The sequence below is a fragment of the Arthrobacter sp. Y-9 genome, from assembly GCF_029690065.1.
GTDB lineage: Bacteria > Actinomycetota > Actinomycetes > Actinomycetales > Micrococcaceae > Arthrobacter_E.
This window is the reverse complement of record NZ_CP121463.1, coordinates 972,805-990,511: the sequence shown is the minus strand read 5'-3', so window position 1 is coordinate 990,511 and position 17,707 is coordinate 972,805. Positions and strand designations below refer to the sequence as shown.

General features: G+C 70.7%; 13 protein-coding genes. 6 read left to right on the top strand and 7 right to left on the bottom strand.

The features are described from left to right. Positions 1-57: 57 nt before the first annotated feature. From P9849_RS04370 to P9849_RS04360, 3 genes are read left to right on the top strand one after another with little or no spacing between them, the layout of a single operon-like run. Complete coding sequence (locus tag P9849_RS04370) at positions 58-1,113, top strand: MoxR family ATPase (protein WP_278269089.1); 1,056 nt, start codon at positions 58-60, stop codon at positions 1,111-1,113. Then, positions 1,110-2,606, top strand: a complete 1,497-nt coding sequence (locus P9849_RS04365; RefSeq protein ID WP_278268471.1) for a DUF58 domain-containing protein — start codon at positions 1,110-1,112, stop codon at positions 2,604-2,606. Before P9849_RS04370 ends, P9849_RS04365 begins: the two co-directional genes overlap by 4 nt. Continuing rightward, positions 2,603-5,041 carry a DUF3488 and transglutaminase-like domain-containing protein gene (locus P9849_RS04360; RefSeq protein ID WP_278268470.1) on the top strand — a complete coding sequence of 813 codons (2,439 nt, stop codon included), beginning with the start codon at positions 2,603-2,605 and terminating at the stop codon, positions 5,039-5,041. The genes P9849_RS04365 and P9849_RS04360 overlap by 4 nt, the downstream gene beginning before the upstream one ends. Before the next feature lie 131 nt (positions 5,042-5,172). On the opposite strand, the gene P9849_RS04355 is transcribed toward P9849_RS04360, so the two are convergent. After that, a complete protein-coding gene (locus P9849_RS04355) occupies positions 5,173-6,660 on the bottom strand; it encodes an NAD-dependent succinate-semialdehyde dehydrogenase (RefSeq protein ID WP_278268469.1) in 1,488 nt (495 codons plus the stop codon). Between the two features lie 159 nt (positions 6,661-6,819). Next, on the bottom strand, positions 6,820-7,677 hold the full coding sequence (rsmI, locus tag P9849_RS04350) for a 16S rRNA (cytidine(1402)-2'-O)-methyltransferase (protein WP_278268468.1): 858 nt from the start codon (positions 7,675-7,677) through the stop codon (positions 6,820-6,822). 379 nt (positions 7,678-8,056) lie between these two features. Between rsmI and P9849_RS04345 the strand changes: the two genes are divergently transcribed. Then, positions 8,057-9,799 carry a phospholipid carrier-dependent glycosyltransferase gene (locus tag P9849_RS04345; protein ID WP_278268467.1) on the top strand — a complete coding sequence of 581 codons (1,743 nt, stop codon included), beginning with the start codon at positions 8,057-8,059 and terminating at the stop codon, positions 9,797-9,799. 36 nt (positions 9,800-9,835) lie between these two features. Next, positions 9,836-11,734, top strand: coding sequence for an AMP-dependent synthetase/ligase (locus P9849_RS04340; RefSeq protein WP_278268466.1), 1,899 nt, complete (start codon positions 9,836-9,838; stop codon positions 11,732-11,734). A gap of 99 nt (positions 11,735-11,833) precedes the next feature. Here P9849_RS04340 and P9849_RS04335 read toward each other — a convergent pair whose 3' ends face one another. The 5 genes from P9849_RS04335 to P9849_RS04315 all read right to left on the bottom strand — a co-directional run bounded on the left by P9849_RS04335 (position 11,834) and on the right by P9849_RS04315 (position 17,007). Beyond that, a complete protein-coding gene (locus tag P9849_RS04335) occupies positions 11,834-13,204 on the bottom strand; it encodes a TIGR01906 family membrane protein (RefSeq protein WP_278268465.1) in 1,371 nt (456 codons plus the stop codon). 199 nt (positions 13,205-13,403) lie between these two features. Beyond that, positions 13,404-14,642, bottom strand: a complete 1,239-nt coding sequence (locus P9849_RS04330; RefSeq protein WP_278268464.1) for an Ig-like domain-containing protein — start codon at positions 14,640-14,642, stop codon at positions 13,404-13,406. Positions 14,643-14,804: 162 nt separating this feature from the next. Beyond that, positions 14,805-16,283, bottom strand: a complete 1,479-nt coding sequence (gene ahcY, locus P9849_RS04325; RefSeq protein ID WP_278268463.1) for an adenosylhomocysteinase — start codon at positions 16,281-16,283, stop codon at positions 14,805-14,807. Between the two features lie 37 nt (positions 16,284-16,320). Then, complete coding sequence (locus tag P9849_RS04320) at positions 16,321-16,506, bottom strand: Trm112 family protein (RefSeq protein WP_278268462.1); 186 nt, start codon at positions 16,504-16,506, stop codon at positions 16,321-16,323. An 87-nt stretch (positions 16,507-16,593) separates the two neighbouring features. Continuing rightward, positions 16,594-17,007, bottom strand: coding sequence for a DUF3499 domain-containing protein (locus P9849_RS04315; protein ID WP_278268461.1), 414 nt, complete (start codon positions 17,005-17,007; stop codon positions 16,594-16,596). 68 nt (positions 17,008-17,075) lie between these two features. Between P9849_RS04315 and P9849_RS04310 the strand changes: the two genes are divergently transcribed. Continuing rightward, positions 17,076-17,573, top strand: a complete 498-nt coding sequence (locus tag P9849_RS04310; RefSeq protein WP_278268460.1) for a metallopeptidase family protein — start codon at positions 17,076-17,078, stop codon at positions 17,571-17,573. Positions 17,574-17,707: the final 134 nt, after the last annotated feature.

The following is a 17,707-nucleotide window of genomic DNA, read 5'->3' as shown; positions in this document are numbered from 1 at the left end:
GGCCCGGGCGGGGTCGCCACAGGGCTGCCCGGCTCCCAGCAGGCGGCTCCCGAACCCTTGTCCGCCGAGGTGTTCTCCTCGGCCGCGCGGGCGATCCTCGACGCGGTCAACGGGGTGATCGACGGCAAGCAGGAGACCGCCCGGACCGCCCTCATGGTGCTCCTGGCCCAGGGCCACCTGCTGCTGGAGGACGTCCCCGGCGTCGGCAAGACCATGCTGGCCAAGACGCTCGCCCGGGCCATTCACGGCAGCGTCTCCCGCATCCAGTTCACCCCGGATCTGCTCCCGTCGGACGTGACGGGCGTGTCCATGTACAACCAGGCGAGCGGGGAATTCGAGTTCCGCCCGGGACCCGTGTTCGCGAATCTGGTGATCGGCGACGAGATCAACCGCGCCTCGGCCAAGACGCAGTCCGCCCTGCTCGAATGCATGGAGGAGAGCCAGGTCAGCGTCGACGGCCAGGTGTACCCGCTGGGTTCGCCGTTCATGGTGCTCGCCACCCAGAACCCGGTGGAGATGGAGGGCACCTTCCCCCTCCCCGAGGCTCAGCGGGACCGCTTCATGGCCCGGATCTCCATGGGGTATCCGGACCGCGCCGCCGAACTCGACATGCTGGAGGCGCATCAGGGCCGCTCGCCCCTGAACGACCTGAGGCCCGTCGTGGACACCGCGCTGCTGCGCCGCATGATCGCCACCGTCCAGGCGGTCCATGTCGCCGGTCCGGTCAAGGAGTACGTGGTGGACCTGGGGCAGGCCACGCGCAACCATCCGGACATCGTCCTCGGAGCTAGCCCCCGCGCCCTGCTGCACGTCCTCAGGGCGGCCAAGGCGCACGCGGCCCTCGCGGGACAGGAGTTCGTGCTCCCGGACGACGTCGCCGTCGTCGCGCAGGACATCCTGGCCCACCGGCTGCTGCTGGACCGCCGCGCCGTGCTGAACGGCAAGGACGCGGCGAGCATTCTCGGCGGGATCCTGGAACGCCTGCCCGTGGACACCGCGGCCTCCCGCGAGGCCGCACGCCGGGCCGCCTCGTCCGCGCCCACCGGTTCCGGCGGGCCGTCCCTGAGCTCCGCAGGTTTCACCCCGCCGGGAGACCAGGCCCGGGTGCCATGAGCGCCGGGCCGCTGAGCAGGCTGTCGCCCACGAAGTTCCTGACCCGCCGGGGGCTGGGATTCGTGCTGGCGGCCCTTCTCTGCCTTGCCGGGGCCTGGATCCTGGGCCGCCGGGACCTCCTCACGCTGTCCGTCTTCCTCCTGGCGATGCCGGTCCTGGCGGTCCTGGGCGTGCGGAGCCGTCACGAACGCTTCCGCGTGCGGCGCGAGTTCCATCCGCTGCCGGTGCAGGAGGGCACGACGACGGTCGTGCACCTCTTCATCAGCGCCTCCACCGGAGTGCCGGGCGGAGCGGACCGCGCGGGCTGGAAGGCACGCTGGGCCCGGCTGCCGGGTGGCGGGTCGATGGTCGAATCGACGATGGTGGAACAGCTGCCGGCGGATCTCGGCGGGTCGCCGAGGTTCCGCTACCCCTCCCGCGCAGCGCGCGGCGGACCCGTCTCCGCCTACGAATACCGGGTAGCCCCTCCGCATCGCGGCGTCTTCCCGGTAGGCGGGGTCACCGCGGAGTTCCGCGACCCCTTCGATCTGGCCTGGCAGCGCCACACCGTCGACCCCGGGACCGAACTCCTGGTGACACCCCGGCCCGGGGAACTCTCCCCCGGGCTGCTGGATCTGTTGCGGGGCCATGCCGGCGTCGGCGTCGGCGGCAGTCAGACGACCAGCTGGGTCGCGAGCGCGAGCGAGAATGACGTGATGGTCCGCGAATACCGGCACGGCGATGCGTTGCGCAGGGTTCACTGGCCCTCGACCGCCCGACGCGGCGAGCTCATGGTGCGGCATGAGGAAGGCGGCGCCCTCCCCCGCATCACGCTGGTGCTGGATCAGCGCGCCGGCGTCCACAGCGGGGGCGAGCTGGCCCCCTTCCCCGTGCCCGGCGCCGCCGCCTCCTTGCGCACCACCGTCTCCTTCGAATGGCAGCTCAGGACGTTCCTCGCGGTCGCGCTGGGGCTTGCGGGACTGGGCCACGAACTCCGCCTCCAGGACCACGCCGGAGAGCCTGCCTTCCAGCGGTCCCGCAGCGCCCCGCATCCCGGACTCGAGACGATGGCCGCCGCTGAAGCCCCCGAGCTCCTGCCGGAGTGCCTTGCCGCGCTCGAACTGACCGAGCAGCACGCCCCGCTGTCGCTCTCCGCGACCGGCGGGCTGCTGGTGGCTTTCACGGGACGCCTGGGGCTCGACGACGCGCGGAACCTCGTCAGCGGCACCCTGAGCGGCGCCGGGACGGCCGCGTCCTGGGCCGGCTCGCGTGGGACACCGCAGGCGACCGTGATCAGCTGCTGGCCCGTCAGCCCGGGCCCCGACGTGCGAGACGTGCTCGAAACCGCGGGTTGGCGGGTGCTGTGGGCCTCCCCGGGCGACTCCGCCGCGAGGCTCCTGGAACGCTGGGCGGGCTCCGGCAAACCGAGTGCCGTGACGCCGCCCGCCATGGCGACGACAGCCACGACGACGAGCGCCGCCCGAGGCGAGACGTCCGGCGGTGACCGGCCATGAGCACGGCCCAGGACCTCACCCCGCCCCGGAGCCGCCTCGGCGCGATCCTCCTTCCCGTCACGGCCTGCGTTTGCGCACTGCTGGCTTCCTCCGCCGCCGGGCTCTCCGGGGTCATCTACGGCTGGTCCTGGTTCCTGCCCGTCCTCGTCACGATCCAGGTGACCGGGACCGCGCTCGTCGTCCCCCGGTTCTTCACCCGCAGCACCTGGGTCCCGTACGCGGTGGGTCTTATCGCCCTCGGCCTGATCCTCAATGCGCTCTTCCTCGCCGACCGGGCGTTCCTCGGCCTCCTGCCGAGCCCTGCGGCCTGGGGCGGCTTCTGGAGCCTCCTGGGCGAGGCCCGGAACACGGTGGAGCACGAGTTCGTGCCGGTGAACCCGGCGCCCGGGATCACCTTTCTGACCTCTGGCTGCCTGGGCCTGCTCGTGCTCCTGACGGACTGGATCGTGGTGCGGGCCCGGAACCCTCTGGCTGCGGCGGGCCCGGCGCTCGCGGTCCTGATGGTGCCCGCCCTGCTGAACTACACGAGCGTGGGCGCCTGGCCCTTCGCCGCGACGGCCTTCTTCTTCACGATCCTCCTCGCGGTCTCGCGACGCGCCCTGCGCGCCGCCGAGGAGACGGAGAATCCGGCGGAGAGGGCGCGGGGCGCCGCCCAGAACAGCGCCTCCCGCGGACTGGGCCGGGCCACCGTGCTCGGATCGGCCGCGGTCGCGATGGCACTCGTGATCCCGACACTCGTCCCCGGATTCACCGAGGGCCTCTTCCCGCAGGGCTCGCGGCTCGGGTCGCTCGGCAAGAGCAACGGCCTGAACCCGGTGCTGTCGCTCAGCAGCAACCTCCGGCAGCAGGGCACAGGCACCGTCATCAGCTACTTCACCGACGCACCTTCGCCGCCCTATCTGCGGCTGACCACGATCGATTCCTTCTCCGGAGACCGCTGGGAGCCTGAGAAGTACAACGGCGGCTACCTCGGCACCGTGCTGCAGTTCGACGAAGTCGGGACGCAGACGGGGCAGGATGGTCCCCCGGTGAGGAGCTTCCCGACCACGGTGATCAGCACGCACGACTTCACGAGCCCGTATCTGCCGCTCGTGACGAACCCGTTGAGTGTCCTGGGCGCCAGGGGCGACTGGGGTTACGACCCCAACAACCTCACCGTCCGCAGCCGCAGCGGGAACTCCACGAGCGCCGGAGAGGTCTACACCGTCCGCTCCTACGCTCCCGAATGGACGGCGGAGCAGCTCCGGACCCTCGCCGCCACGCCCCAGCAGGTCCTGGCCAAGTTCATGGAACTGCCAGCCACCATGCCCCGCACCATCCTGGACACGGCCCTGCAGGCCACCCGCAACGCCACCAATCCGTTCGACAAGGCCGTCGCCCTGCAGCGGTTCCTGCGCGGTCCGGGATTCTCCTACTCCGTGACCGCGCCGGCAGAACACGGCTACGACGGCACCGGGATGGAGGTCCTGGGCAAGTTCCTGGAGGCCAAGAGCGGGTACTGCATCCACTACTCCACGGCCATGGCCGTCATGGCCCGGTCGATCGGCCTGCCGAGCCGTGTGGCGGTCGGCTTCGCGCCGGGCCGGGCCACCGGCGTCACCCAGGCCGGCGAACAGGGAGCGCCCGCACGGACGGAGTACGCGGTGGCGGCCCAGGACGCCCACGCGTGGCCGGAGATCTACCTGCAGGGCGCGGGCTGGGTCCCCTTCGAGCCGACCCCCTCGCGCGGCGTCGTGCCCGGGTACGCGTTCGATCCGTCCACCACCGACGTCCCGGAGTTCGATCCGGAAGGGCTCCGGCCGCGGGCGACGAACACCGCCACTTCGACTCCGCAGCCCTCGGCGTCGGCCACCGCCACCACCGCCCCGGCGCCGCAGGCGGCGCCTCGGGCCGCCGCACCATGGTGGGAATCGCTCGACTGGGGTCATCTGGTCGGGGCGGTGGCCGCCGTCGTCGTGCTGGGCATCGCCTCCGTCCTGCCGCAAGTGCTGCGCGGCCGGCAGCGGCGACGACGGCTCTCCTCCGCGCAGAGCGGGACGGGCGTGCGGATCGGGGCGATGGAGGAACTGCTCGCCACGGCGGAGGACCACGGCGTTCCCGCGCGCGACGCCGAGACTCCGCGGGCCTTCTCCGCCCGGCTTCAGGACGGCCTGCCCGAGTCCGGCCGGGTGGCCGTGCGGGAGCTGGTGCGGGACTACGAGTCCGCCCGGTACGGCGCCCCGGCCGACGACGGCGAGGCGGAGTCCACGGCGCAGGCGGCCCGGGAGCGGGTCACCGCCGTCGAACAGTCCCTGGGCGAGCGCGAGGGTCGCCTCGCCCGATGGCGGGCCCGCTGGGCGCCGCCGTCGCTGTGGCGTTCAGGTCAGGGGCGTTCAGGTCAGGGGCGTTCAGGTCTGGGGCGTTCAGGTGGGGGGCGCGGAGGCCGCCGGCGTTGACGGCCACCGGAGTCTGCTGACAACGACGGCGCCCGTCCGCTGCCCCGGAGGGCGGCGGACGGGCGCCGTCGCGGTCCCTCACGGGACCAGGAGCACTGCCGTCGGTTGCGAGAAGGCGGCGGTGCCGTGGATCAGTTGGCGTACGGGTCGGCGATGCCGATGTACTGCGTGGTGGTGTACTCGGCGATGCCCTCGGCGCCGCCTTCACGGCCCAGACCGGACTGCTTCACGCCACCGAACGGAGCGGCCGCGTTCGAGATGACACCGGCGTTGAAGCCGACCATGCCGAATTCGATCTGCTCCGCCACACGGAACATCCGCGCGTAGTCGCGGGTGTAGATGTAGGAGGCCAGGCCGTACTCGCTCGCGTTCGCCAGCTTGATGGCCTGCTCCTCGGAGGAGAAGGTGGTCACGGGGGCCACCGGGCCGAAGATCTCGCTGCGGAGGATGTCGGCGTCGTTCGGGACGTTGGAGAGGACGGTCGGGGCGTAGAAGTAGCCCTCGCCCTCCACCGGAGCGCCGCCGGTCGCGACGGTGGCGCCGGCCTCGACGGCGGCGGTCACCAGTGCGTGGACGTCGTCACGGGCGCCGGAGTCGATGAGCGGGCCGACGTTGGTCTCGGATTCGGTGCCGCGGCCGGTGCTGAGAGCGGCCATCGCGGCGGAGAACTTCGCGGTGAACTCCTCAGCCACGGACTCGTGGACCAGGAAACGGTTGGCGGCCGTGCAGGCCTCGCCCATGTTGCGCATCTTGGCGGCCATGGCGCCTTCGACGGCCTTGTCCAGATCGGCGTCCTCGAAGACCAGGAACGGGGCGTTGCCGCCGAGCTCCATGGAGGTGCGGAGAACGTTGTTGGCGGCGTCGGCGATCAGGCGCTTGCCCACGGCCGTGGAGCCGGTGAAGGACACCTTGCGGAGGCGGGAGTCCTTCATGATCGGGCCGGAGATGGAGGAGGCGCTGGAGGAGGACACGACGTTCACGACGCCGGCCGGGACACCGGCCTCGACCAGGGTGGCCACGAAGAGCTGCGTGGTGAGCGGGGTGAACTTGGCGGGCTTGATCACCATGGTGCAGCCGGCGGCGATGGCCGGGGCGATCTTGCGGGTGGCCATGGCCAGCGGGAAGTTCCACGGGGTGATGAGCAGGCAGGGGCCGACCGGCTTGCGCTGCACGAGGATCTTGTTCTTGCCCTCGGGGGTGGTGAGGTAACGGCCGTAGTCACGGACGGTCTCCTCGGAGAACCAGCGCAGGAACTCGGCGCCGTAGGTGACCTCGCCACGGGCCTCGGCCAGCGGCTTGCCCATCTCGAGGGTCATGAGCAGGGCGAAGTCGTCGGCACGCTCAGTGACCAGCTCGAAGGCGCGGCGCAGGATCTCGGCGCGCTCGCGCGGAGCGGTGCGGGCCCAGGAGGCCTGCACAGCGTCGGCGGCGTCGAGGGCGGCCATGGCGTCTTCGCTCGTGCCGTCGGCGATGCTCAGCAGCACCTTGCCGGTGGCCGGGTCCTCGACGTCGAAGGTCTTGCCGGTGGAGGCTGCACGCCATTCACCGTTGATGAACAGGCCGGTGGGGACCTTGGCGAGCAGCTCTGCCTCGCGCTCGGCGGTGATCGCGGAAGTCATGTGCGACTCCTTCGTGCTTGGGGGTACTGGGGCGTGGGCCTTCCAGGAAGACCCTTCCCTGCCAAGTTATCGCCGCGTTGTGACGCACGTCTACGCGGGGGTGCACTAGCGATCCCCTGTTTCACTGTGCATCTGCACAGTCCCAGGGGAGGCCGCGGTTCAGCTCCGCGCGGCGAGGACGGCCTGGTACAGCTCGCGCTTGCTCACGCCCTGAGCCTCCGCGACGACGGCGACGGCCTCCTTCAGGCGCAAGCCCTCGGCGGTCAGGGCGGCGACGGCCTCGATGTGGTCTTCCGGGCGGCTCGGCTCGGGCTCCCCCGCTCCCCCGACCACCACCGCGATCTCGCCACGGACCTCGCCGGACGCGGCCCAGGCGACGAGTTCGTCGAGCGATCCGCGGATGACCTCTTCGTAGGTCTTGGTGAGTTCGCGGCAGACCGCCGCCTGGCGGTCCGCCCCGAACACCTCGCGCAGAGCCGTCAGCATGACTTCGAGCCGGTGCGGCGCCTCGAAGAACACCATCGTGCGGCGCTCCTGGGCCAGCTCGCGCAGTGCGCCCAGGCGGTCGCCGGACTTGCGGGGCAGGAACCCCTCGAAGGTGAAGCGGTCGGTGGGCAGGCCGGACAGCGCGAGGGCGGTGAGCACGGCGGACGGTCCGGGGACCGCGGTGACCAGCACCCCGGCGTCGACGGCGGCGGAGACCAGACGGAAGCCGGGGTCCGAGACCGCGGGCATGCCGGCGTCGGACACCACCAGGATGGTCTGTCCCTCCGCGACGAACTCGAGCAGCTCTTCGGCGCGCTCGCGCTCGTTGTGCTCGTGGTAGCTGATGACCCGGCCGGAGACCGTCACGCCGAGGCCCTGGACGAGGCGGTGCAGGCGCCGGGTGTCCTCGGCCGCGATCACGTCCGCGGTCTCCAGGAGCTCCCGCAGCCGGGGCGAGGCATCTCCGAGGTTGCCGATCGGAGTGGCCGCGAGGACCACACGCCCTTCACCCTGCACCACTCGCTCAGCCATGGCGACAAGCCTACCGCCCGAGGGGTCCCCGGCCGATTGGGCCCCTCCGGCGAGGGACCCGGGCCGAGCGAAGCGAGTTCCGGGAGCCGGAGGGAGGAGCGAGGCTGGGGAGGGCGGGAGGCGCTATCCCCAGTGGCTCCCAAACCTCGTGCCTCGGTTCGGGGCCCTCGCCACCGTGGGCCCAGCCCGAGGGGTCCCCGGCCGATTGGGCCCCTCCGGCGAGGGACCCGGGCCGAGCGAAGCGAGTTCCGGGAGCCGGAGGGAGGAGCGAGGCTGGGGAGGGCGGTAGGCGCTATCCCCAGTGGCTCCCAAACCTCGTGCCTCGGTTCGGGGCCCTCGCCACCGTGGGCCCAGTCGCCCCGCCCGGTAGCATGACTACGTGACCCAGACCGAAGAGGCCGCGCTGGACGGCGGCGCCGCCAGTGCGTCCCCGGCCGCGTCGTCCCCTGCTGCGCCCCGGCACGGGCGGACGTCCGCCACGGTCCGGAAACGCCGTCTGGCCCAGGGGAAGGGGTCCTGGGTCCTGGACCCTCGCGACGCGTACACCCGCGAAAATCTCCTGGAACGGCTCCTGGGCCCCGTCCAGTCCTGGCGCGACTTCACACCCACTCTGCGACTCTGGTTCTGGCTCGGACCGGTCCTGACCGCCGTCCTGGGCGGCGTGCTGCGGTTCGTCCGGCTCGGCGAACCGCGGTCCCTCGTGTTCGACGAGACCTACTACGTCAAGGACGCCTACTCGCTCCTGCAGTCCGGTTTCGAACGCAACTGGGCCAAGGACGCGAACGCCGCCTTCAACCACGGCGACCCCAGCCAGATCCTGACCACCGGCGAATACGTGGTCCACCCGCCGCTCGGCAAGTGGATGATCGCCTGGGGCATGGACCTCTTCGGACAGGCCGACACCTTCGGCTGGCGCTTCTCGTCCGCCGTCGTAGGCACGCTGTCCATCCTCATCCTGGCGCTGGTCGCCCAGAAACTCTTCAACTCGGTCACCCTCGGCGCCATCGCGGGCCTGCTGCTGGCCGTGGACGGCACCCACCTGGTGATGTCCCGCATCGGGATCCTGGACATCTTCATCGAGTTCTGGGTGCTGCTCGCCTTCGCCTTCCTCCTGCTGGACCGCAGCGACGGACGACGGCGGCTCGCCACCCGGCTGTCCGCCCTCGCCGCCGCGTCGCCGGACGGCGTCCCCTCCGAGGCGGCGCTCCGCTGGGGCCCCGGCCTGGGCTTCCGCTGGTGGCGCCTGGCGGCCTCCGCCTCCATGGGCGCGGCCGTCGGCATCAAGTGGTCCGGGCTGTTCTTCGTGGCCGTGTTCGGCCTGCTCATGGTGCTCTGGGACATGAACGCCCGGCGCGTGGCGGGGATCCGGAACTGGACCGTGGCCGGGATCGTCCGGGACGGCATCCCCGCGTTCTTCCTCTACCTCGGCACCGCCACGGCGGTCTACCTCTCCACCTGGACCGGCTGGTTCCTGAGCAACGACGCCTACAACCGCCACTGGGCCGAACTGAACCCGGGCAAGGGCGTCCAATGGCTTCCCCCGGCGCTCCGCTCCCTCTGGGATTTCCACGTCCAGGCGTACACCTTCCACCAGGGCCTCAGCTCGGACCATCCGTACAAGGCGAACTCCTGGACCTGGCTGATCCTCGGCAGGCCCACCTCCTTCTACTACCAGTCGCCGCAGTGCGGCCCGGGCGCTCAGGAGAAGTGCTCCGAGGCCATCCTGAGCGTCGGCAATCCGCTCATCTGGTGGGGCGCGACGATCGCCCTGCTGGTGGTCCTCTTCTACTGGGCCGGCCGCCGCGACTGGCGCGCCGGGGCCATCCTGGCGGGCATGGCCGGCGGCTACCTCCCGTGGTTCATGTACCCGGAACGGACCACGTTCTTCTTCTACGCCGTCTCCTTCGAGCCCTTCCTGATCCTCGGACTCTGCTACGCCCTGGGACTCATCCTCGGTCGGCAGGGCGACCCTCCTTGGCGCCGCCGTTCGGGCTTCCTGGTGGTGGCGTGCTTCCTCGCGGCGGTGCTCCTGCTCTCCGCGTTCTTCTACCCCATCTGGACCGCTGAGACCATCAGCTACAACGACTGGCGTCTGCGCATGTGGATGCCTTCCTGGATCTGACCCGGATCCGAGACGACAGGAACTGGAACACCCGTCATGAGCACCATCACCGAGTACACCGAGCCTCTGCTCTCCGAGCTGGACCCGGCGTCGAACGTCACGGACGTCCTGCTGAGCCGCGCCACCGCGACGCCGGACCGGCCCGTCTACGCCCTGCGCGCGCCGTCGTCGCGGGCCGGCTCCGCCTCCGCAGGCGGCGGCCGGCCGAGCGGCGACACCGTGCCCGGCTGGGACCTGCTCACGGCCGAGGGGTTCCTGACCCGGGTGAAGGCCCTCGCCAAGGGCCTGATCGCCGGCGGACTGCAGCCCGGCGACGCCGTGGCCGTCATGAGCCGCACCCGCTTCGAATGGACCCTCGCGGACTTCGCCATCTGGTACGCCGGCGGCGTCACCGTGCCGATCTACGAGACGTCCTCCGCCAGCCAGGTCGAGTGGATCCTGGAGGACTCCGGAGCCCGCCGTGTGTTCGTCGAGGACGCGGCGAAGGCCGATCTGGTCACCGCGGTGGCGGAGGGCTCGGAGCTGCTGGGCAGCGCTCCCCTCCAGGTCATCCGGATGGACGACGGCGGCGCCGTGCCGAACATGGTCAGCGTCGCGAACGCCGGGGCGGGGGTCACCGAGGCGGAGCTCGAACGCCACCGCACCTCCGCGTCCCTGGCCGACACGGCGTCGATCGTCTACACCTCCGGCACCACGGGCAAGCCGAAGGGCTGCGAGATCAGCCATGCCAACTTCGCCCTGGTGGCGGAGAACATCGTCCCGGCGCTCGGCGCCTTCACCCTGGTCCCCGGCGCCCGGACGCTCATGTTCCTGCCGCTCGCCCACGTGCTGGCCCGCGCCGTGCAGGTCATCTGTCTCCACGCCGGCATCCTCGTGGGCCACAGCAGTTCCGCCTCGGAGCTCATGGCGGACATGCAGACCCTCAAGCCGACGTTCCTGCTGGCCGTGCCCCGCATCTTCGAGAAGGTCGTGGCGGGCGCCCAGCAGAAGGCCGAGGAGTCCGGCAAGGGGAAGCTGTTCGCCAGCGCCTTCAACACCGCCGTGGAGTACGCCCAGGCCACCCAGCGGCACGAACAGGGGCTCGGCGACGGCCCGGGCCTGGTCCTGCGTCTGCGTCACCTCCTCTTCGACCGCCTGCTCTACCCCCGGGTCCGGGCGGCGTTCGGCGGGCACATCACGCACACTGTCTCCGGGGCCAGTGCGCTGAACCGTCACGAATCCGAGTTCTTCCTCGGAGCCGGCGTGCCGATCCTGGAAGGCTACGGCCTCACGGAGACCACGGCCCCGGCCGCGGTGAACCGGCCGGGCCAGAACCGGCTGGGCACCGTCGGACGGCCCGTGCCCGGCACCTCGATCCGCATCGCCGACGACGGCGAGGTCCTGATCAAGGGGATCGGCGTCTTCAAGGGCTACCACAACAACCCCCAGGCCGACTTCGACGCCTTTGTGGACGGCTGGTTCGCCACCGGTGATCTGGGCACGCTCGATCAGGACGGTTTCCTGACCATCACGGGCCGGAAGAAGGACCTGATCGTGACCGCCGGCGGCAAGAACGTGGCCCCGGAACCGCTCGAGGAGACCATCCGTCAGAATCCGCTCGTGGAGCACGTGGTGGTGCTCGGCGAGGGCCGGCCGTTCGTCTCCGCGCTCATCGGCCTCGATCCCGAAGCCGTCGAGGCGTGGGGCGGCCAGCATTCCCGTCCGGGGCTGACCCCGTCGGAAGCGGCTCAGCTCCCCGAGGTGCTCGCCTCCCTGCAGCGTTCCGTGGATCAGGCGAACACCCAGGTGTCCAAGGCGGAGAGCATCCGCAAGTTCGCCATCCTGGACGCCGAGCTGTCCGTGGACTCCGGGCACCTGACGCCGTCGCTCAAGCTGCGCCGCAACGCCGTCGTGACCGACTTCGCCCCCCAGATCGACCAGCTCTACCGCGGCTGAGCGGCCGGCCGCCCGGTCCCAGGACACGGAAAAAGCCCGCCCCCGGTGAGGGGCGGGCTTTTCCGTGTCAGTCGAGTCGCCCGGAGCCGGGCGCCGGGGTCACTCCCCCGCGACGGCGGCCTGCTGCGCGGCCAGGCGGCCCGCGATGACGGCCTTGCGGGCCTCACGGCGACGCTTGGTGGGCCAGGTGCAGATGAGCGTCACGAGGGCCGTGAGGAACACGAGACCGGCGATGGTGACTGCCGAGTCGATCCAGAACTGCCCCGGGAAGAGGCGGATCAGGGTGTCCTGCAGCGTGAACGTCCACGTGCCGTTGGCGAAGAAGATCTCGTGGAAGCCGGTGAAGAAGCTGTCCCAGCCGAGGAAGCCCACCACACCGAGCGCCACGATGATCACGAGCGTCACCACGGAGGCGGCGAAGAACGCGTGGCGCAGCGAGCCGTCGCGGCGCCGCCCCAGGTACCAGATGGCCACGAGGGCGAGCACGGCGAGCAGCGCGCCCACACCCCAGGTGCTCATGGTGACCATCTTGACGTCGGCCATGTGCGAGATCTCAGGGTCGCGGAACAGCTTGGTGCCACTGGCCGTCACCAGGTCGCCCAGGTACCTCGGACCGGCGAAGTTGCTCAGGTAGTCCACGGCGTAGGAGCCGTACGTGAGCCGGTCCTCCTGGCTGAAGCCGTATCCGTCGCCCGGGAACCCGGGACGGAAGTACTCGATCCAGAGGAACAACGGCGTGGCCACGACGCGGACGGCGGCGATCACCAGCAGGAGCGGCAGGAAGATCGCACTCAGGATCTTCACGACGCGCGGGCCCACAGGCTTCGCGGCCAGCGCGGCATCGCGGGCGGCCTGGCGCTTCTGCACCTCCTCGTCGGGGGCGCGCACCGTGAGTGCGCTCGTGGGCAGGCGCTCCTGGATCACCGTGGCCGGAGTGTCCGCGGGGGCGTTCTCCTCGGCTTCCTCCTCGGCGCGGGCGGTGGCCTCGGCCTCCGGCTTCTCCGCCTCGGGCGTCACAGGCTCTGCGGGCAAGGGCTCTGCGGGCACGGCTTCTGCACTCCCCGGCTCACGGCCTGCGGTGCCGAACGCCTCCGGCAGCACGGCGCCGCCCGCGATGAACGGGCGGTCCGTCTCCGGCGCGGCGGGCATGGACGGGCGATCCGCGGCGGCCGGCGTCTCGTCCGGGCCGCTGGACGGTTCAGAGTCGTCGCGAGCGTCCGAGGCCGCGTCCGCGCGGGCCTTGGTGGCCTCCGGGTCCCAGGCGGCGGGTTCCTTCAGGGCGTCCACGGAGGGGGCCTTCGCTTCCTCGGCGCCTTCGGGCTGGTCGCCCCGGGCGGGCTTCTCCGCCTCCTGGTGGGCGTCGGCGCCGGCGGCATCCGCCGCCGTCGAGCCCTTCATCCATTCGAATGCGGGTTCGTCGGAATCGTGGGGGCTGTCCCACGCCGGGTCATTGGGCTTCTTGTCGCTCACGGTCATCCACTTCTCGTCCGGCCTGGCGCCAGGCTGCAACGGGCATTCGGTTCTCCCTGTGACAGTACCCGTCAACACCGACAGCCGGACGGAAATGCGCGGCGTGGTCCCGGATCAGCCGCCCGATTGTTGCCGGAGCGTTATCCGCACGGCCTCACGACCCGCGCGGCGCGAGCCCATCCGAAGGTATCCACCCGGCTCAGGCGTTGCCGTACTGGGCCCAGGGGATGTTCCAGTCGCCGAATCCCTCATCGGCACGGATGGGCGGGCCTGCGGTGTTCTTGAACTGCACCACGTCGCCCGGCTTCATGTGCTCGAAGAACCAGGCGGCGTCCTTCGGCAGCAGGCCGACGCAGCCGTGGGAGATGTTGGTGTTGCCGATGAACTGGGTGCCGCCGGGCAGGGTCTCGTGGACGTACACGCCGCTCCAGGTGAGGCGATTGGCGTAGTTCACGTCCGTCGGGGCGTAGTAGAGCGGGTCACCCGGCTTCAGACCGATGCTCTCGGCGCGGAAGTGGGACACGCGCTGCTGCTCCAGGATGATGGCGGAACCGGACGGCGAGGGCATCTCCGGCCCGCCCATGCCGGCGTCCGCCGAGTACACGAGCTGGCCGTCCTGGTAGACGCGCATGGTGTGCGCGGCGCCGTCCATCACGGCGACCCGCTGCGGGCCGACCTTGAAGGTGGTCGTCTTGCTGAAGCTGCCGATCTGGCCGTTGCCGAACGGCACGCCGAAGAGCTGCTGATCCAGGGTCACGGTGCTGCCGGACTTCCAGTAAGACTCCGGACGGATCCGCGCCATGGAGTCCGAGTACCAGTGCCACTTGACCTTCTGGCCCGCGCTGGAGGTCACCTTCACGGCCTTCTCGACGCCGGCCTTGTTGGCATCCAGCACCGGCTCGGAGAACGTGAGCTGGATCGGCTGGCCCGCGCCGATCTGGTCGCCCAGGGTGCCCACCACGAGCGTGGTGTTCGCCTCGTTCTTGGTGACCACGGTGGTGAAGCTGCTGGTGCGCTGGGTTTCGCCGCCCGCCTCGTCAACCGCGGTGTAGCTCAGGGTGTAGGTGGTGTTGAAGGCCAGCTTCTCAGAGGCCTTCCACTGGGCGTTGCCGGCGTCGTACTCGCCCTTGACGGCGGGGCCCTTCGCGGGAGCCAAGCGGACGTCCTTCACGGTGCCGTTGACGGCCTTCACGACGGGCGCGGTCACCGGGTTCACCTCTTTGGCGCCGTTGAGGGGCGCGACGGTGAGCTGCACCGGCTTGGCCGGAGGGGCCTGGGTGGTCGGCGCCTGGGAGGAGCCGGACGGCGAGGCGGAGTTCACGGCACCGAGCCACTGGGGAGCCGTGGCGGCCCCGATCCCGCCCAGGACGATGACGGCCCCGGCCGCGGACAGCGCGACGATCTTGACGGCCCGGCTCTTGCGGGTGCTCGATTTCATGGTGTTCCCTCAACGGGCCGTGCCGGGGTTCAACCCCGGCACGGCTCCCTGCTGTTCGTGGCAAATCTGATGAGGCCATTTTATCCCCGGCCACCCGGGAAAAGCCTGAACCCGGCGCCGTGGAGCGCCGGGTTCAGGCTGCGGGTCTCAGGGCGAGAAGACTCAGTACCGGTAGTGGTCGGCCTTGTACGGGCCCGCCACGTCCACGTCGAGGTACTCGGCCTGTTCCTTGGACAGCTCGGTCAGCTCGACGCCGAGAGCGTCCAGGTGGAGCCGCGCGACCTTCTCGTCCAGGATCTTGGGCAGGACGTAGACCTGGTTCTGGTACTCCTTCTCCTCGCCCTCCTGCTCGTGCTTCGTCCAGAGCTCGATCTGGGCGATCGTCTGGTTGCTGAAGGAGTTGCTCATGACGAACGACGGGTGGCCCGTGGCGTTGCCCAGGTTCAGCAGGCGTCCCTCGGACAGGACGATGATGGAGCGCTCGTTCTCGGTGCCCTCGTCGAAGACCCACTCGTGCACCTGGGGCTTGATCTCGACGCGCTTGACGCCCGGGACCTTCGCCAGGCCGGCCATGTCGATCTCGTTGTCGAAGTGGCCGATGTTGCCCACGATCGCCTTGTTCTTCATGGCGGCCATGTCGGAGGCCATGATGACGTCCTTGTTGCCCGTGGTGGTGATGAAGATGTCGCCTTCGGAGAGGACGTTCTCCAGCCGCGCGACCTGGTAGCCGTCCATGGCGGCCTGCAGGGCGCAGATCGGGTCGATCTCCGTGACGATCACGCGGGAGCCCTGCCCGCGCAGCGCCTCCGCGGCGCCCTTGCCGACGTCGCCGTATCCGCACACGACGGCGACCTTGCCGCCCATCAGCACGTCGGTGGCGCGGTTGATGCCGTCCGGCAGGGAGTGGCGGATGCCGTACTTGTTGTCGAACTTGCTCTTGGTGACCGAGTCGTTGACGTTGATGGCCGGGAACAGGAGGCGGCCCTGCTCGGCGAGCTGGTACAGGCGGTGCACGCCCGTGGTGGTCTCCTCGGTGACGCCCTGGATGCGGGAGGCGATACGGGTCCACTTCTGCGGGTCGGCGGCCAGGTTCGCGCGGAGCACGTCCAGGATGATCCGGTATTCCTCCGGGTCCTCCTCGGTGGCGCCCGGCACGGCGCCGGCGGCCTCGAACTCGACGCCCTTGTGCAGCAGCAGGGTGGCGTCGCCGCCGTCGTCGAGGATCATGTTCGGGCCGAGCTCAGGGTTCTGATCGGCGCCCGGCCAGGTCAGGATCTGCTCGGCGGTCCACCAGTACTCCTCCAGGGTCTCGCCCTTCCAGGCGAAGACCGGGACACCCTGCGGATCCTCGGGGGTGCCCTTGCCCACGACGATCGCGGCGGCGGCCTCGTCCTGGGTGGAGAAGATGTTGCAGGAGGCCCAGCGGACCTCGGCGCCCAGGGCCGTCAGGGTCTCGATCAGCACGGCGGTCTGCACGGTCATGTGCAGCGAACCCGCGATGCGAGCGCCCTTGAGCGGCTGGCTCTCGCCGAACTCGGCGCGCAGCGCCATGAGGCCCGGCATCTCGTGCTCCGCCAGGCGGATCTGGTGACGTCCCGCCTCGGCCAGGGAGATGTCAGCGATCTTGTAATCGAACGTCATGTTGCTCTGGTTTCCGATCTGGTGTGGGGCCGGGGGCTCAGTGGGCGGTGCGGGAGGCGTCACGCAGAGAGGCGGGCAGCAGCAGCGGGATGCCGTCCTCCACGGGATAACGGACGGCGGAATCCCCCGTGCCGGCGACGAGCTCGTCGCCTTCCTGGTGCAGGGGCGCGCCGGTCTCGGGGCAGCGGAGGATGCTCAGCAGTTCTGGGCTCAGCGAAGGCATGGACGGCTCCAAACATCGGGCCCCGGTAGGCCGGGGCGGCGTGACCACCTTCCAGCCTACCGCCGTCGTCGGCTCGCGGCGGAACCGTCAGGGTTCGCGCAGAGCCCGCAGGTGGCCGCGGCGTGTGCCTTCGACTCCGACCGGCGGTTCCAGGAGCGGCGGGCGGAGCCGCTGCGGGATCCCGGTCCCGGGTTCCGCCTCGTCCTCGGTCGCCTGGCGCTCTTCCCGCACGGCGTCGGCGAGGGCGGAGAGTTCGTCGCTTTCGGGCCGGGAGATCCGCCGCTCCGCCTCGGCCGTGGCGGGGAGGGAGATCCGCAGCACTTCCCAGCCGCGCGGGACGGTCAGACGGTCCGCGTGGTGCACGCAGAGGTCATAGCTGTGGGGCTCCGGATAGACGGCCAGAGGGCCCAGAACAGCGGTGGAATCCGCGTACACGTACGTCAAAGTGGCCACCGCGGACTCACGGCAGGCCGAACGCGAACACATCCTCATGGCACCCACAACGCACCAGATTACCGTCTGAAGGCCCGTTTTCGCCGCAAGGGCGGGAGCGGGTCTAGAGTCGATCTATGCAGTCCGGACCCAACAAACCCTCGGCGACGTTCTCCTTCCCGGAGACGGAGGAGGAAACCGCGGCCGGCCGTGATTTCCGGCACCGCCGCAGGAACCGCCACGGACGCGGCCAGCGTGGGGACATGATCCTGCCGACCCTCCCCGGACACCGCAACCGTGCGGAACGTTTCGACGACCTGGTGCTGGACACCGCGCAACGGCTTCACGATCTCCAGGGCCACCTGCTGGACGGTGTGCTGTTCGCCGTCGAGGAGATCCCCCCGGGACTCGAGGAGCTGCTCGCCAGCGGTCTCCCCGCTCCCCTGGGCCTGAGCACCCCGGCCCGCGGCGACCTGGCGCCCCGCGTGACGGTGTACCGGCGCGTGGTGGAGCAGAACTGCCCGATCAAGGAGCAGCTGCCGGATCTGGTGCACGACGTCGTGGTGGAGCACACCGCGCAGCTCCTGGGCGTGGCCCCCGAGACCCTCGACCCGTACTACCACCGGGGGCTGTAGCGCTCGACGGCGGTCGCCCGGGCCTGGCTCGCTGGGTCGCCAGCGCTCCCCCACCGGACCTGACTCGCCGGGCCTGGCTTGCCGGGCCTGGCTCGCCGGGCCTCCCGTCACCCTCCGGATCTCGTGCGCCGAGC

Excerpts from the sequence above, each read along its gene's own strand:
- P9849_RS04365 (WP_278268471.1), top strand. The coding sequence starts at position 1,110 with ATGAGCGCCGGGCCGCTGAGCAGGCTGTCGCCCACGAAGTTCCTGACC.
- P9849_RS04360 (WP_278268470.1), top strand. The coding sequence starts at position 2,603 with ATGAGCACGGCCCAGGACCTCACCCCGCCCCGGAGCCGCCTCGGCGCG.
- P9849_RS04355 (WP_278268469.1), bottom strand. The coding sequence starts at position 6,660 with ATGACTTCCGCGATCACCGCCGAGCGCGAGGCAGAGCTGCTCGCCAAG.
- rsmI (WP_278268468.1), bottom strand. The coding sequence starts at position 7,677 with ATGGCTGAGCGAGTGGTGCAGGGTGAAGGGCGTGTGGTCCTCGCGGCC.
- P9849_RS04340 (WP_278268466.1), top strand. The coding sequence starts at position 9,836 with ATGAGCACCATCACCGAGTACACCGAGCCTCTGCTCTCCGAGCTGGAC.
- P9849_RS04330 (WP_278268464.1), bottom strand. The coding sequence starts at position 14,642 with ATGAAATCGAGCACCCGCAAGAGCCGGGCCGTCAAGATCGTCGCGCTG.
- ahcY (WP_278268463.1), bottom strand. The coding sequence starts at position 16,283 with ATGACGTTCGATTACAAGATCGCTGACATCTCCCTGGCCGAGGCGGGA.
- P9849_RS04320 (WP_278268462.1), bottom strand. The coding sequence starts at position 16,506 with ATGCCTTCGCTGAGCCCAGAACTGCTGAGCATCCTCCGCTGCCCCGAG.
- P9849_RS04310 (WP_278268460.1), top strand. The coding sequence starts at position 17,076 with ATGCAGTCCGGACCCAACAAACCCTCGGCGACGTTCTCCTTCCCGGAG.